Origin of the sequence: Parahaliea mediterranea (genome assembly GCF_017255185.1) — a bacterium.
GTDB lineage: Bacteria > Pseudomonadota > Gammaproteobacteria > Pseudomonadales > Halieaceae > JAFKCZ01.
Genome location: NZ_JAFKCZ010000019.1, coordinates 18,026 through 33,068 on the forward strand (window position 1 = coordinate 18,026; position 15,043 = coordinate 33,068).

The window sequence follows — 15,043 nt, forward strand, 5'->3', positions numbered from 1 at the left end:
GGGATTCCTCTGTTCTCGTTCTGTCTCGTTCGATAAGTAAATGCGGGCGCCTAGTGGAACTCGCGCTGCACGGCGCCCAGCGGTTCCGGCGTGTAGTGGCGCAGGCAAAAGTCCATGTGCTCCGCCAGCACCTGGCGCAGGTCGGATGGCATGACGATCTGGGAAATCGAGCCGAGGCTGAGGGCCTCGTTGGGGTTCATCAGCTCCCGCTCGTAGCGCTGGGCGAGCAGCTGCTCCTCTGACTTGACCCAATCGCCCACCAGCTGCCGCGCCGCCTTGTCGGCCTCGTCGGGGGACAGCCCCGCCTGGGTCTGGGCCTGGGTTTCCGCCGCGATCCTGGCGGGCACCGAGGAACGGATTTTGCGCAGCTCGTCCTTGTACACGTACTCCACGCCCGCGGGCCCCATCACCGCCACCCGCGTGGTTGGCAGCGCGACCACGAAGTCGGCGCCGGTCGGATAGTTGTTGTAGGAGGCGTAGGCACCGCCGAAGGCGTTGCGCACCAGCACCAGGAAGCGCGGGGTGCGCAAATCGACGATGGCGTCGAGCATGGCGCGACCCGCCTGCACGATGCCCCCGGCCTCCTGCTCCCGCCCCGGCAGGAAGCCGGTGGTGTCTTCCAGGAAGATGACGGGAATATTGTAGAGGTTGCAAAAGCGGATAAAGCGCGCGTTCTTGTAGGCCGCCCCGATATCGATCTGGCCCGAGGCGACCGCCGAGTTGTTGGCGACGAAACCCACCACATTGCCACCCATGCGCCCCAGGGCGGTGACGGTGTTACGCGCCCGCTCGGCCTGGACTTCCAGGAAGTCGCCGTGGTCGCACAGCTGCTGGATCATGATGGTGATATCGATCGGCGTATTGAAGCCGGTGGGCGAGTTGAAGGCTTTTTTCAGCAGGATGTCGATGTCCCAGGTCTTGCGATTCACCGGGTCCGAGGAGGCCTGGAACGGCGCCAGCGCATTGTTGCTGCTGGGCAGGTAGTTGAGCAGCGCCTTGACCTTGCGCAGCGCGGCGACCTCGTTGGCCACCGAGAAATCGGTCACCCCGCTCTGGCTGTGCACGCCGGGCCCACCGAGCTCGTCGGGGGTTACGTCCTCGCCCAGCACCGACTTCACCACCCCGGGGCCGGTGAGGCCAAAGAAAGTGTCATTGGGCTGGATCAGGAAGCTGCCCTGGCGCGGCAGGTAGGAGCCGCCGCCAGCGTTGAAGCCGAACATGCACATGATGCTGGGCACCACGCCGGAGATCTTGCGCAGCGCGGTGAACGCGTCGGCGTAGCCATCCAGGCCGCCGACACCGGCGGGGATATAGGCCCCGGCGGAATCGTTCAGGCCCACCAGCGGAATGCGGCGCTTGGCGGCGAGCTCGAACAGCCGCGCCAGCTTCTTGCCGTTGGTGGCGTCCATGGAGCCCGCGCGCACCGTGAAATCGTGGCCGTAGATCGCCACGTCGCGCCCGCCCACTTTGATCAGCGCGGTAACCAGGGAGGCGCCGTCGAGATTCGGGCCCCAGTTCTGGTACAGCACCGTGGGCGCTTCGTCTGCCAGGTACTGAATGCGCTCCCACACCGTCATCCGGTTCTTGGCGTGCTGTCGCTGGGTGCTCTTGACCCCCGCCGCGCGGTAGGGCCGCTGCTGCAGCTCCCACCCGGCTTTCAGCGCGGACTCGTACAGTCCGGGCTCGCTGGCGATTTGTCCCGGAACCTTGAATTCCAGTTCGCTGTGCTCGGCGAAGGGGTTTTCCAGGGATGCGATAAGTTCCTGATTGTTTTCTGCGGTCATTGTCCTTGAGTTCCAGGCTGCCTCGTCGCCGAACCACTCGCAGGCTGGGCCTGCACCGCGCGGCTCGGGACGTGGGGGAATTGCGCGTCGCGACGGACAGGCTTACGATGCAGGCCTGCCCCATGTCGGCGCCAAACAGTAATTCACCCGATATAGTGAGTCAATTTCCACAGATGACACAAAAATTGACATTCCGAACGCAATTCAAGAGCTTGAACCGGAGTGTTTGCGCATTTTGCGCAGAGCTGGTCGGCCGTTTTCTCGCATATAGGCAGTGCTAACATTGTCCGCGCCCCGTCCGGCGCTCCATGTGAGCGGTGAACCGTGAGCCGCGCCCTGCATATCGACGATATCCCCTACCGCGGCGACAGCTGTGCGCTGTTCGAGTCCCTGCGGGACCTGCCCGGGGCGGCCTTCCTGGACAGCTGCCACGGCGCCCCCCGCGGCGGCCGCTTCGATATCCTGGTCGCCGATCCACTGGACGACGGCCCACCCCGGCTGGCGGGCAAGCCCAGCGCGCGGCAGTGCGAGGACTACTTCAGCGACCTGGCGCAGTTTCACCGCGAACGCTACGCGGGCATTCACAGCCCGGACGCGGACCTGCCCTTCTGCGGCGGCCTGCTGGGCTACCTCGACTACGAAGCCGGCGCCGGCCTGCAGCGAGTGGCGATGACCGGAAAGGCCGACACCGCGGCCCCCCTCGCCAGGGTCGACGCCTACGACTGGTGCGTAATCCAGGACCATCTGCTGTCGCGGGCGGCCCTGGTCTCGCTGCCGTCGCTACCGGCCCACAGGCGACGGGACTACCTGGCGCGGCTGCGCCAGGCCGGCGGCTCCGCCCCCGTTGGCGGTGGAGCCCATGGCGCCCCCTTCCGGCTCGACGGGGTCTTCACCGCCAATATGAGCCGGCCGGAATATGCGCGCGCCTTCGACCGTATCGCCGACTACATTCGCGCCGGCGACTGCTACCAGGTCAACCTGGCCCAGCGCTTCGCGGCAAGCTACAGCGGCGACCCCTGGCAGGCCTACACCTGGCTGCGCCGGGAGGCCGGGGCGCCCTACTCCGCCTATTTGGCGCTCGGGGACGGCGACGCCCTGCTCAGCCTGTCGCCGGAGCGCTTCATCACCCTGCGCGGCAACCGCGTGGAGACCCGCCCCATCAAGGGCACGCGACCGCGGGACCTGACCGACCCATCGCGCGACGGGGCGCTGGCGCAGGCGCTGCTGGCCAGCCCCAAGGACCGCGCCGAGAACCTGATGATCGTGGACCTGTTGCGCAACGACCTCGGCCGCAGCTGCGTGCCGGGCAGTATTCGGGTGGACAAGCTGTTCGAGGTGGAGAGCTATCCCACGGTGCACCACCTGGTGAGCACCATCAGCGGCGAGCTGCGGGCCGGTCGCGGCGCGGTGGAGCTGCTGCGCGACAGTTTTCCCGGCGGCTCCATCACCGGCGCGCCGAAGCGACGCGCCATGGAAATCATCGCCGAGCTGGAGCCGCACCCGCGGCAGGCCTACTGCGGTTCGGTACTGTATATCAGCGCCGACGGGCGCATGGACAGCAACATCGCCATCCGCAGCCTGCTGTGCCAGCGCGGGGAGATCCTGTGCTGGGGCGGCGGCGGCATCGTCGCCGACTCCGAGTGCGAGCGGGAGTACCAGGAAACCTTCGACAAGGTCGGGCGGTTTTTGCGGTGCCTGGAGCAGCGCTCGGGGCTGGCTTGATCGCAGCGCGCCTGGCTGGGTGAATTCGACCCGATAGAGGGTGGGCTTGGGCCTGCTCTGTAGGGTGGGTTTTAGTGCGTCGTGGTCGAATGAATTCGACCCTACAGGGGGTGGGCAGGGCCTGCTCTGTAGGGTGGGTTTTAGTGCGTTGTGGTCGAATGAATTCGACCCTACAGGGGGTGGGCAGGGCCTGCTCTGTAGGGTGGGTTTCAGTGCGTCGTGGTCGAATGAATTCGACCCTACAGGGGGGAAGTGTCCGCCCCTGTAGGGTGCGCAATTTATTGCGCCGCTTTGCTACAGCGCCAGCGGCCGCTCGCTGGCGTCGATAAAGGCCTGCTTCAGGTCAGCGAATTCGTGCACCGCGGGAAACTGCGGAAACTCTGCGATCACGTTGTCCGGGGCGTGGAACAGGATGCCCGCGTCCGCCTCCGCCAACATGGTGGTATCGTTGTAGGAATCCCCGGCGGCGATCACCCGGTAGTTTAGGCTGTGCAGGGCTTTCACCGAGGCCCGCTTGGGGTCTTCCTGGCGCAACTTGTAGTCCACCACCTTGCCGCCCTCGTCCGTGACCAACTTGTGGCAGAACAGCGTCGGCCAACCCAGTTGGCGCATCAGTGGCGCGGAGAACTCGTAAAAGGTGTCAGAGAGGATAATGACCTGGAAGCGCTCGCGCAGCCAGCCGATGAATTCCACCGCGCCGGGCAGCGGTTCGAGGGTGGCGATGACCTGCTGGATATCGTCGATGGTCAGGCCGTGCTGCTCGAGCAGCGCCAGGCGCTGGCGCATCAACACGTTGTAATCGGGAATGTCGCGGGTGGTGGCGCGCAGTTCGTCGATACCGGTTTTCTCGGCAAAAGCGATCCAGATCTCGGGGACCAGTACCCCCTCCAGGTCCAGGCAGGCCAGTTCCATGTACTACTCCAGGGCGGCGAATAAAGCGCCACAATCTACCGGCAATGACGTGGCGCGGCAAGTAGCTGTGGCGCGTTACCGGGGCGGCACCTTGAACCATGGCGTGCGGGGTCGAGAGCCCGCCCTCTTTTTCGCGTACAGCGGGCCCCTCTTTTCGCGTCAATCTTCGACCAAGACGGATTGAAATCCGCCCTACAGGAGGCTATGCCCCCCTGTAGGGTCGAATTCATTCGACCGTTCTCACTCAGTAAACCGGCAACTCCAGGCTGGAGAACAGCTCCTCGAGCTCGGCCTTGCTGTGGCGGCCGAAAGCCTCGGTCACCACCTCCCGGGTCAGGTGCGGCGCGAAGTCCTCGATGAAATCGTACATATAGCCGCGCAGGAAGGTGCCGCGCCGGCAGCCGATCTTGGTGATACTGGTGGCGAACAACTTGCTGGCATCCAGCGGCACCAGGTCGGCGTCGATCTCCTCGTCGTAGGCCATGGCGGCAATGATGCCGATCCCCAGCCCCAGCCGGACATAGGTCTTGATCACGTCGGCGTCGGCGGCGGTGAAGACCACCCGCGGCACCAAACCCTTGTCCATAAAGGCCTCGTCGAGCTTCGAGCGGCCGGTGAAACCGAACACGTAGGTGACGATCGGGTGAGCCGCCACATCCTCCAGGCTCAATTCGCTCACCTGCGTCAGGGGGTGGTCCCGCGGCACCAGCACGCAGCGGTTCCAGCGGTAGCAGGGCATCATCACCAGGTCGGAAAACAGCTCCAGCGCCTCGGTGGCAATGGCGAAATCCACCGTGCCGTCGGCGGCCATTTCGGAAATCTGCATCGGCGTACCCTGGTGCATATGCAGCGACACTTCCGGATAGCGTTCGATAAAGGAGCGGATGGTGGCCGGCAAGGCGTAGCGCGCCTGGGTATGGGTGGTGGCGATGGACAGGCTGCCCTTTTTCTCGTTGGAGTATTCCTGGGCCACCTGCTTGATACTCTCGACCTTGCGCAGCACCTCGCCCGCGGCTTTGAGGATGGCCTCACCCGCCGGCGTAACGTGGGTCAGGTGCTTGCCGCTGCGGGCGAAAACCTCGACCCCCAGCTCATCCTCAAGCAGGCGAATCTGCTTGCTGATCCCCGGTTGCGATGTGTAGAGACTTTGGGCCGTCGCCGACACGTTCAGGTCGTGGTGCGCCACTTCCCAGATGTAGCGCAGCTGCTGCAACTTCATGAATACCTCCAACTGGACCTGGCCCGCGCGATCCGCTCCCTGCACCGCGCCCATCGGCGACGGCGAGTTCCCAGGACTTATGAAGGATAGTAGTCAATACGTGCCCTTGCTACCACTTTTGGAATAACAAACCGCAAATGCCCTCGGCTGGCGCCGGTTACGTCGCGGCGGGGTCCACGCTAGCGGGTGTATTCGCCACGCCATGCGGTACATGCCCGGTGGCCACATGGGGCCCCGCGGAGGCGCAGTGGGTCTGCTGGTCGTCAAAGAACACGTCGGCCTGGTAGGCGCGCAGAAACTCGGTTTTGTTGAGCCCGCCGAGAAAAATGGATTCGTCGATGCGAATATTCCAGGCGCGCAGGGTGCGGATCACGCGCTCGTGGGCCGGTGCCGAGCGCGCGGTGACCAGGGCGGTGCGAATGGGCGCCTCGCTGGCCGGAAAACTCTGCTGCAGGCGGTGCAGCGCGGCGAGAAAGGGCTTGAAGGGCCCACCGCTGAGCGGGGTGCGGGCCGCGGCCTGCTCGCTCGCGGTAAAGGCTTCCAGGCCCTCGGTTTTGAATACGCGCTCGGCCTCGTCGGAAAACAGCACCGCGTCACCGTCGAAGGCGAAACGCAGCTGCCCGCTGTCGGACAGTCCGCCGCGCGAAGACACCAGGGTCGCGGCGGCCACGCCGCAGTCCAGGGCGTAGCGCACGTCCTCGGCCTCGTTGGACAAAAACAACTGGCAGCCAAAGGCGCGAATGTAACGCCAGGGGCTCTCGCCGCCGCAGAAGGCAGCGCGACTGATCGGCAACTCGTAGTGCTGGATGGAGTTGAACACCCGCAGGCCGGTGTCGGCGCTGTTGCGCGACAGCAGCACCACTTCCACCCGGGCCTCGTCGCCGAGCATGGCGTTGAGCCGCAGCATCTTTTGCACCAGGGGAAAGGCCTCGCCCGGCTCCAGCGGCTCTTCCTCGCGGGCGACCTGATAGGCGGAGTAGGCCTCCAGGCCCTCGCGTTCATAGACCTCGTGACTGTCGTCCAGGTTGAACAGGGCCCGGGAGGAGATCGCAATGACCAGCTTGTCGTCGCTCGTGTTATCCATGCCGGCAAGCATACCGCCGGGACGCAGCCGACGCCAGCAAGCGGCGGCGCCGGGTTCGTTCACCGGCGCGGATTGGCTCAGCGCAGATACCCCCCCTCCTGTAACTGCCGGCCGATCAGCGCCGCCAGCACACGCTCCCGCAGGGTAACGGGTCGCCCCAGGTCGAGCCGCTCCAGGTAGGGCCTGGCCTGTTGCGGCAGCGGACGACGCCAGGCGCGCCACAACAGGCCCGCCGCCCGTCGCGGCTGGCGCATTGCCGCCCGGGTCTCCATCAACACCCCGGCGAGGGCGCGCTCCGTATCGTCGAGATCGGAACCAAAGGGATAGGCGGGAAGTAGCCCCGCTCGCCGGAACTCGCCCAGCGCGGCCTCGAGTCGCCGGGGGGTGTTGTCGCGAAAGGCCTCGGGCACGACATAGCCCGCCTCCAGCTTGCCGCTGGCCACCGCCTGCCGGCGCAGAGCCTCCTGGAAACGGGAATCCGCCACGTTGAGCAGACGCTTGATCACCTCGACATCACTCTGTCCGCGCAGGTCGGCGATACCGTACTCGGTAACCACGATATCGCGCAGGTGACGCGGGATCGTCGTATGAGCGTAACGCGCGACGATGTTGGAACGCAGCTTGCGGCCCTCGCCACGGGTACTGCGCACGCACAGGATCGAGCGCGCGCCGGGCAGATCGTGCGCCATGGCGACGAAATTGTACTGCCCCCCCACCCCGCTGATCACGGTGCCGTCCTCCAGGGCGTCCGATGCCACCGCTCCGGACAGCGACACGATCATCCCGGTATTGATAAAACGCGCGTTGTGCCGCTGGGCGCTGTACAGGGGCACATTGTCCAGCAGCTGGTTGGTACGCTCCACCCCGGTCATGCACAGTTGCGCCGCGCGTTCGGGTTCGAGCTCGCGCAGGCGCCGGTAAAAACTGCGCGGACCGAGGAAAAAACCGCCGTGCAACACGCTGCCGTGACGCAACACCCGTCCCCGCGCCGCGCCCAGCAGGCGCGAGCGGGTTTCCGGGTGATCCATGTCGTTGCGCAATCTGTCGCCGCGCAGAACAAGGCCGCTAGCCTCAAGGCCGAGGTCGTCGCCGAGAATACCCCAATACTGCAATTCCTCGAGCGCGGCATGATCGAGTACCCGCGGCAACAAACCCTGCGCGCGACAGTAGCGGAACAGGCTCTCGTCGATGTGTTCGGTGATTTCGCCGCTGTTGAGACCCCGCTGCAGCGCGAGGTTGTCGTATACCCGGCGGCTCACCACGCCGGCATCGATCAGCTCCAGCATGCCGTTCACGAACATCTCGGTGGAAACATAGAGCCCGCGCCGAAAGGGCGAGCGCTCCCGCTCCACGCCCGCCAGCGGCGATTCCAGTGCGCCCAGCATGCCGCGGTAATCGCCGTTTCGGCTATGCCGCAGGATACAGGCCTGGGCCAACGCATCGCCCAGGGCGCCAATGCCCACCTGCAGGGTACCGCCATCGATCACCAGGCTGCTGGCGTGCAGCGCGGCGGCGTAATCGGCCAGCGGCACCGTGACATTGGGTGCGCTGAACAGGGTGCGATCCAGCGAGGACGAGGCCACCAGCAGGTCGAAGAACCCGGGCGCCACCTCGGCGTCGCGCCCCATGAACGGCAGCTCCGGATGCACCTGGCCCAGATACATGCAGGGCCGACCGGCCGCGCGCAGCAGTGATGCCATATGCCCGGTGATGTCCGGATTGCAAGACAGGGATATGGCAGCGCCGCGCCGCGCGACCAGCTGCGCCACCACATTCACGCCGTGACCGACCAGGTCCCGTGCGACGTGCGTATAGTTGCTGGAGATATAATCGCGCTGGGCGTCGCGCACCCCCTTCATGGCACCGGCGCGAAAATAGAATTCGCTGACCCGGATATTGGCCGGCATCTGGCCCGCTCTCAGCGGCGCCATGTAGGCCAGCTCCTCGTAGTCGCCGTAGACCCGATCGAGCACCGGGCCGGCCAGCTTGCCCGCGAGGCCGGACGGGGCCGACGGCCGTTCCAGCGACAGTGCGGTAAGAATATGCAGGCTGATGGAAGGGTCGCGGGCCGCGCGCCTGTAAAAGGCGTTGATCAGCTGCACCGGCTTGCCCAGGCCCAGCGGCGCGGCCAGCACCAGCCGCCTGCCCACGCGGGCGATGGTGCGGTCCACGCAATCTTCGACCGACTCCAATGTCTCGGACATCCGCGCCCTCCCTGGACCAGCCCGCTCGCTAACTGTTACCGACCAACTGTACTGTTAAACCGGCGGCCTGTCCCGCCTACGCTGCCTCTCTTCGCTGACGCGCTAACTATTAAAATATTCCCTGGTCAATTTAAAAACCAGGGGCGACAGCAACAACAGTGCCACCAGGTTCGGAATCGCCATGAAAGCGTTCAGGGTGTCGGCAATCAGCCACACCAGGTCCAATTTAATCACGGTACCCACCGGAATGGCTATCACCCAGGCTAGGCGGAACGGGAGGATGCCCCGCGTGCCGAACAAATACACCACGCAACGCTCTCCGTAGAAGGACCAGCCAATCATGGTGGTAAAGGCGAACAGACAAAGGCCGAGGGTGACAATGTAGTGCCCGCCCGGAAAAGCGCCCTCGAAAGCCATCGACGTGAGACTGGCGCCGCTGACGCCGCTGGGCAGCACGTCCATGATCACGATCACCAGGCCGGTCATGGTGCACACCACCAGGGTATCGATAAACGTACCCAGCATCGCCACCATGCCCTGCTGCACCGGCTGGTTGGTGCGCGCGGCGGCATGCGCGATGGGAGCACTGCCCAGCCCCGCCTCGTTGGAAAAAATGCCGCGGGCCACGCCGAAGCGCAGCGCCGCCCACACGGTGGCGCCGGCGAACCCGCCGGCCGCGGCGGCACCGTTGAGCGCGCTGTCGATGATCACCCCAATGGCGTGCGGAATCTGGTCGATATGCGTCACCAGCACCACCAGGCCCATCAGGATGTAGCTGATGGCCATGAATGGCACCAGCCAGCTCGCCACATTGGCGATGCGCCGGATTCCGCCGAGCACCACCGCCCCCACCAGCAGCATCAGCACCAGGCCGGTGGCCAGGGGCGGCACCGAAAAGGAGTCACTGAGCACTTGCGACACGGAGTTGGACTGCACGGTGTTGGCGATACCAAAGCCCGCCAGGCTGCCAAAGATGGCGAAGGCATAGCCCAGCCAGTGCCAGCGGCGGTGCAGGCCATTGCGGATATAGTACATCGGGCCGCCGCTGTAGTTGCCGTCCGCGTCCTGCTCGCGAAAGCGCACCGCGCAGACCGCCTCGGCGTACTTGGTCGCCATCCCCACGAAGGCGGTAATCCACATCCACAGCAGCGCGCCGGGACCACCGAGCGCCAGCGCCGTGGCCACCCCGGCGATATTGCCGGTGCCGATGGTGGCCGACAGCGAAGTCATCAACGCGGCGAAGGGAGAAATATCGCCCTCGCCGGTGCCAGTTCGCCCCCGCAGCAACAAACCCAGCGCCGCCGGTATTTTGCGCACCGTCATGAAACGCAGCCCGACGCTCAGGTAAATACCGGTACCCAACAATAGCACCAGCATCACCGGCCCCCAGGCGAAGGCGTTCACCGCGGTGATCAACTCAGTCATGAATCCCCCTGTTGTGTTGGCGACATCGCACAGCCCGCGCCGCCTTGTGGTTGTGTCAATTTAACAGTGCTGGCGCTGGGCTAGCAGGCCGAATATGCCCCCGGTGTGCACGAACACAATGTCCCGGCAGTCATCGAAGCGCCCGGCGGCGAGTTCCTGTAGCAGGCCGTGGAAGGCCTTGCCGGTGTAAACCGGGTCCAGCACCAGGCCCTCCATCCGCGCGAGGTCACGAATCAGCTGGAAGATTTCCGGCCCCGCCTTGGCGTAGCCCTCTCCCACGTAGCCATCCAGCACCCTCGGCACAACCGCGATCTCCGGCACGCCGGGAAAACGCCGGCGCCAGTCATCGGCGTCCTCGCGGACCTTGTCCAGGAAATACTGTTCGTCGTCGCAGACATTGACGCCCCACACGGTCATCGGCAGGCCGTGCAGGGCCGCGCCCAGCGTGAGCCCCGCCTGGGTGCCGCCGGAACCGGTGGCGGTCACCACGTGGGCCTGCTCGATCCCCGCGGCCTCCAGGTCCGCACCGAGTTCCTCCGCCGCGGCGATATAGCCCCAGGCGCCGATACCGTCGCTACCGCCGGTGGGAATGGCCAGCGCCTTGCGGCCCTGGCGCGCGTACCGCGCCTGGCACTGGCGAAACAGCGTGGGCAATTCGGCGAAAAAACGCTGGGGAGGAAAGCAGTCGATGGTCGCGCCGGCGAGCTGGTCGAGGAAGTAGTTCCCGTCGGCTTGTGCCGGAACGTCGCCGCGCAGCAACAGGTGGACGGCGAGCCCGGCACGGGCGCCGACAAAGGCGGTGGCCCGGCAGTGATTGCTCTGCAGGCCGCCACAGGTGATCAGGGTATCGCAGCCCTCGTCCTGGGCGTGTGCGAGGATGAACTCCAGTTTGCGGACCTTGTTGCCGCTGAGTTCGCAGCCGGTGAGGTCATCCCTCTTGACCCAGATCCGCCGGCCACCGCCCCAGGCCTCCGAGGCCCGGGGCAGGAACTGCAGTGGCGTGGGTGCGCGGGCCAGCTCAACCCGCCGCGGATAGGTCAGTGCCATCGGCTAGTTGCCCGGGCCTGTCAACCGATGGACTTCAGGGTTCCCTTGGGCAACACGGCGTGAACGTGTACACGCTGGAACTTCATGTCCACCTTGTCGGCGACATTCAGCACCATGTAATTGTCATCCAGTGCGGCAATCCGCCCGAGAATCCCGGAGGTGGTCACCACCTCGTCGCCCTTGGCCAGCTCCGCCACCATCTGGGCGTGCTCCTTCTGGCGCTTGCGCTGGGGGCGAATGGCGATGAAATAAAACAGCGCGAACAGTCCGATCAGGAATACGATCTGGAAAAGTTCACCACCCTGGGACGCCGGTGCGGCGCCGGCCTGGGCGTGCGCGCTGGCAACAAACAGACTCATACTGGTTTTCCTTACTGTGATGAGGCCCCGCGGGGCCCGGGAGGCGTTCAGTCGCGGTAATGTACCGGGTTTGGCGTGGAGCCGCAATTAAGGCGGCAAACGGCGTGTCACTGGCGGCAGCGGTCATCGCCGGCCGCCACGGTATAAATAAGTCTACGGCGCCGGATATTGGTCCGCCCCCGCTGTCCCCCCCGGACGCCCACTTGTATGATGCGCCACTACAGCGGCCGGGATTGCGACCGGGCACCCGCCGGCATAATGAATGACAGTCGAGGAGCCGACATGAGCACAGAGGTATCCGATCTCGTTGCCGCCATGCACCGCGCCAGTGAGCAACTCACCGCCCCCGGGGCGCCCTGGGAGCTGGAGCAACGCCGGATCAACGGCGTGGAACTGCGCAGCTACAAAAATGCCCCTGGCACCCTTCGCGACGCCATCGACGCCGGCCGCGCCCACGGCGACAAGACCTTCGTGACCTACCAGGACGAGCGCTACAGCTTCGACGACTTCTTCGCCGCGGCGGACCGGCTGGCCCACCACCTGGCGCAAGGCCTCGGCATTCACAAGGGCGACCGGGTGGCGATCGCCATGCGCAACTACCCCGAGTGGATGATGAGCTTTGTCGCCATTGCCTCCATCGGCGCCGTGGTCGTGCCCCTCAACAGCTGGGGGCGCGCCGAGGAGCTGGCTTACGGCATCCAGGATGCCGGCGCGCGCCTGGTCATCTGCGACAGCGAGCGCCTGGCCTACCTCGCGGACCAGCTCCCGGCATTGAATTGCCGCGCCATCCAGGTGCGCGGCGATGAGCGGCGGGACGACTGGGTGGAGCCCTGGTCCCGTTCCCAGGAGGCGGCCGCGGAACTGCCCGAGGTCGACATCGGTCCCGGCGACCTGGCGATCATCATGTACACCTCGGGCACCACCGGCAAACCCAAGGGCGCCGCCTCGACCCACTTCGCCATCGCCCAGGCGCTGTACAACTTCGAGTACCACGCGGCCCTGTCGGCGATGGCCAACATGCCCACCGTGGAGAAAATGCTGGGCAGCGGCTTCGACCCGGCGACCCTGCTCGCGGTCCCCCTGTTCCACGTCTCGGGATGCTACGCGGTATTTCTCGGCAACCTCCGCGGCGGCCGCAAGCTGTCGATCATGTACAAATGGAATCCGGAACAGGCGCTGGACATCATCGCGCGGGAACGCATCACCGTGTTTACCGGCGTGCCGGCGATGACCCTGGCCCTGCTGGAATCGCCGCGTTTCGCCGACAGCGACACCAGCAGCCTGTTCGCCCTCGGGGCCGGAGGCGCCGCCTGCCCGCCCCACCTCAAGGACCTGATCTACGACAAGCTGCCTGACGCCTACCCCGGCACCGGCTACGGCATGACGGAGACCAACGCCACCGGTTCCAGCTGCACCGGCGCGGCCTTCCGCCTGCGCCCCAACGCCGCGGGCACCCTCTCCCCCATCGTCGAGGTAAAAACCGTGGGCGAGAACGGCAACGCCCTGCCCCGGGGGGAAACCGGCGAGATCTACATCAAGAGCCCGACCAACGTGCAGCAGTACTGGAACCTGCCCGAGGCCAGCGCGAATACCTTCGTCGACGGCTGGGTGGCCACCGGCGACGTCGGCTACGTCGACGACCTGGACTTCCTGTACATCGTCGACCGGATCAAGGACATGGTGATCCGCGGCGGCGAGAACATCTACCCGGTGGAAGTGGAAGGCGTGTTGCTGGGCCACCCCGCGGTGCTCGAAGCCACGGTCTTCGGCGTGCCTCACGAGCAGTGGGGCGAGGAGCTGATCGCCAGCGTCCACCTGGGCGACGACAGCGCCACCGAGGAGGAACTGCGGGCCCACGTGGCCGGGCATCTGGCGGGTTTCAAGGTCCCTGCGCGCATCCTCATCAGCGGTGACGAGCTGCCCAAGAACGCCACTGGCAAGGTATTGAAAAAGGCGGTGAAAGAGCAATACCTGGCGGCCGGCTGACCCGACCCGCCAGTGACCCCCAGCACCGTGACCGGCGCCGGGCAGTCGATTTACAGCTGCATGAAATCGGGGGTATTGAACACCCAGCTTTTTTCCTCTTCCCGGCGGGCGATGCGCCAACCCGCCGGGGTGCGGCGATACTCATCCACGTACCACAAGCCCAACAGGAATACCTGGGTGCCGCCATCGGGCAGGGCCATTTCCATGGGGTTGAAACACATCACCCGCCCGCTGGCGCGATCGCCGTCGAGGGCGACCTGGACGTTGGCGTTGAGATGCTGGGAATTGGGAAAGACCTCGTCCGCCACCGCCTGCTTGAGGTAGGCAATGGTCTCTTCCAGGTCGCCGACGCTGCCGCCAAAGGCGCTGTAGTCGACATGGGCATCCCCGGTGAACACCTCGCGCAGGCCGTCGAAATTTTTACTGTCGATCAGGTCGGCGTAGTGGAACACCAGGTCCTGAATTTCCCAGCGATCGGACATCTCCTGTTGGCTCATCATATTCTTCTCCTTGTCGTTATCGTGGCGCGGCCAGCTAGAAATCCAGCGGCAACCGCAGGTGCCGCTCGTACATGCGCTCGCGGTGGGCCAGCAGGCGCGGGGTCAGCAGGCCCCGAACGCTATCGCCGCCGGAGGCGTAGACCGCGCGCATGGACTCGGGCATGGGATTGACCTCGTGCGGCAGTGGGTCAACCATGCCCGCGAAGTTGGCCCAGTAGATATCCACCGCGGTGAGGCTATCGCCAACGAAATACTGGCTACCGGCCGCCTGCCGGACTTCCAGCTGCCGGTCGAGGTAGTCGCAGATACGCGCCAGCTGCGCCGGCGCCGCCACCGCGGCCGCGGCCGAATAGCCGTACTTCGCCGCCATGCGCGCGACCGCGGCGGGGGGATCGTCGGATTGCATGCCCGGGTGCAGCAGCATCAGCCGGCGCTGCCAGCCGAAGCCGTCGACACCGGCGATCAGCGCCGACAGGCCAATGGCCTGCTGGCGCAGGTCCAGTCCCGCCGGCAGCAACGGCGCCTGTGGCGCCAGGCGCTCCGCCAGGTGCAGCAAGTCCAGCCAGTGGCTCACCGGCGGCCCGTCACCGGGTACGGCCACCGGCGCCGAGTCCTGTCCGGTCCACTCGCGCAGCTCCTCGTTGGCCTGCCCCGCCACCTGCCGCACCGGCAGGAAATCGAGCCCCTTGAAGTTGAGGATCGCCTTGGCGGCCTCGCCCCAGGGTCCCGGCACGCCGGCGGTCAACACCAGGCGCAGGCCCGGCAGGCTTTTGGCATCACTGACGCTGAGGTAGTCCACGT

12 protein-coding genes are annotated in these 15,043 nt (G+C 65.8%); 2 read left to right on the plus strand and 10 right to left on the minus strand.

Annotated features, from left to right (window positions below; all coding sequences use genetic code 11):
* Positions 1-50: 50 nt before the first annotated feature.
* Positions 51-1,784 carry an acyl-CoA carboxylase subunit beta gene (locus JYP50_RS19590; protein ID WP_206562263.1) on the minus strand — a complete coding sequence of 578 codons (1,734 nt, stop codon included), beginning with the start codon at positions 1,782-1,784 and terminating at the stop codon, positions 51-53.
* Positions 1,785-2,108: 324 nt separating this feature from the next.
* Between JYP50_RS19590 and pabB the strand changes: the two genes are divergently transcribed.
* Positions 2,109-3,506 carry an aminodeoxychorismate synthase component I gene (gene pabB, locus JYP50_RS19595; protein WP_347136858.1) on the plus strand — a complete coding sequence of 466 codons (1,398 nt, stop codon included), beginning with the start codon at positions 2,109-2,111 and terminating at the stop codon, positions 3,504-3,506.
* Positions 3,507-3,800: 294 nt separating this feature from the next.
* On the opposite strand, the gene thrH is transcribed toward pabB, so the two are convergent.
* The 7 genes from thrH to yajC form a co-directional block, all read right to left on the minus strand.
* On the minus strand, positions 3,801-4,418 hold the full coding sequence (thrH, locus tag JYP50_RS19600; protein WP_206562264.1) for a bifunctional phosphoserine phosphatase/homoserine phosphotransferase ThrH: 618 nt from the start codon (positions 4,416-4,418) through the stop codon (positions 3,801-3,803).
* 244 nt (positions 4,419-4,662) lie between these two features.
* Complete coding sequence (gene cysB / locus JYP50_RS19605; RefSeq protein WP_206562265.1) at positions 4,663-5,637, minus strand: HTH-type transcriptional regulator CysB; 975 nt, start codon at positions 5,635-5,637, stop codon at positions 4,663-4,665.
* Positions 5,638-5,794: 157 nt separating this feature from the next.
* On the minus strand, positions 5,795-6,721 hold the full coding sequence (locus JYP50_RS19610; protein WP_206562266.1) for a 5'-nucleotidase: 927 nt from the start codon (positions 6,719-6,721) through the stop codon (positions 5,795-5,797).
* 77 nt (positions 6,722-6,798) lie between these two features.
* Positions 6,799-8,925 (minus strand): acetyl-CoA hydrolase/transferase C-terminal domain-containing protein, encoded by a 2,127-nt coding sequence (locus JYP50_RS19615; protein ID WP_206562267.1) that lies wholly within the window; start codon positions 8,923-8,925, stop codon positions 6,799-6,801.
* Between the two features lie 102 nt (positions 8,926-9,027).
* Positions 9,028-10,350 carry an alanine/glycine:cation symporter family protein gene (locus tag JYP50_RS19620; protein ID WP_206562268.1) on the minus strand — a complete coding sequence of 441 codons (1,323 nt, stop codon included), beginning with the start codon at positions 10,348-10,350 and terminating at the stop codon, positions 9,028-9,030.
* 60 nt (positions 10,351-10,410) lie between these two features.
* The gene (locus JYP50_RS19625; protein WP_206562269.1) at positions 10,411-11,397 is read right to left on the minus strand and encodes a 1-aminocyclopropane-1-carboxylate deaminase/D-cysteine desulfhydrase; all 987 of its coding nucleotides are present in this window, start codon (positions 11,395-11,397) and stop codon (positions 10,411-10,413) included.
* Between the two features lie 20 nt (positions 11,398-11,417).
* Positions 11,418-11,756 (minus strand): preprotein translocase subunit YajC, encoded by a 339-nt coding sequence (gene yajC, locus JYP50_RS19630; protein ID WP_206562270.1) that lies wholly within the window; start codon positions 11,754-11,756, stop codon positions 11,418-11,420.
* Between the two features lie 282 nt (positions 11,757-12,038).
* Here yajC and JYP50_RS19635 point away from each other — a divergent pair, with 282 nt between their 5' ends.
* Entirely contained in the window at positions 12,039-13,742 is a 1,704-nt protein-coding gene (locus JYP50_RS19635) for a class I adenylate-forming enzyme family protein (RefSeq protein ID WP_206562271.1), read from the plus strand.
* Between the two features lie 50 nt (positions 13,743-13,792).
* On the opposite strand, the gene JYP50_RS19640 is transcribed toward JYP50_RS19635, so the two are convergent.
* The gene (locus JYP50_RS19640; protein WP_206562272.1) at positions 13,793-14,242 is read right to left on the minus strand and encodes a nuclear transport factor 2 family protein; all 450 of its coding nucleotides are present in this window, start codon (positions 14,240-14,242) and stop codon (positions 13,793-13,795) included.
* A gap of 34 nt (positions 14,243-14,276) precedes the next feature.
* Positions 14,277-15,041, minus strand: a complete 765-nt coding sequence (locus JYP50_RS19645) for a glutathione binding-like protein (protein ID WP_206562273.1) — start codon at positions 15,039-15,041, stop codon at positions 14,277-14,279.
* Between the last annotated feature and the right edge of the window lie 2 nt (positions 15,042-15,043).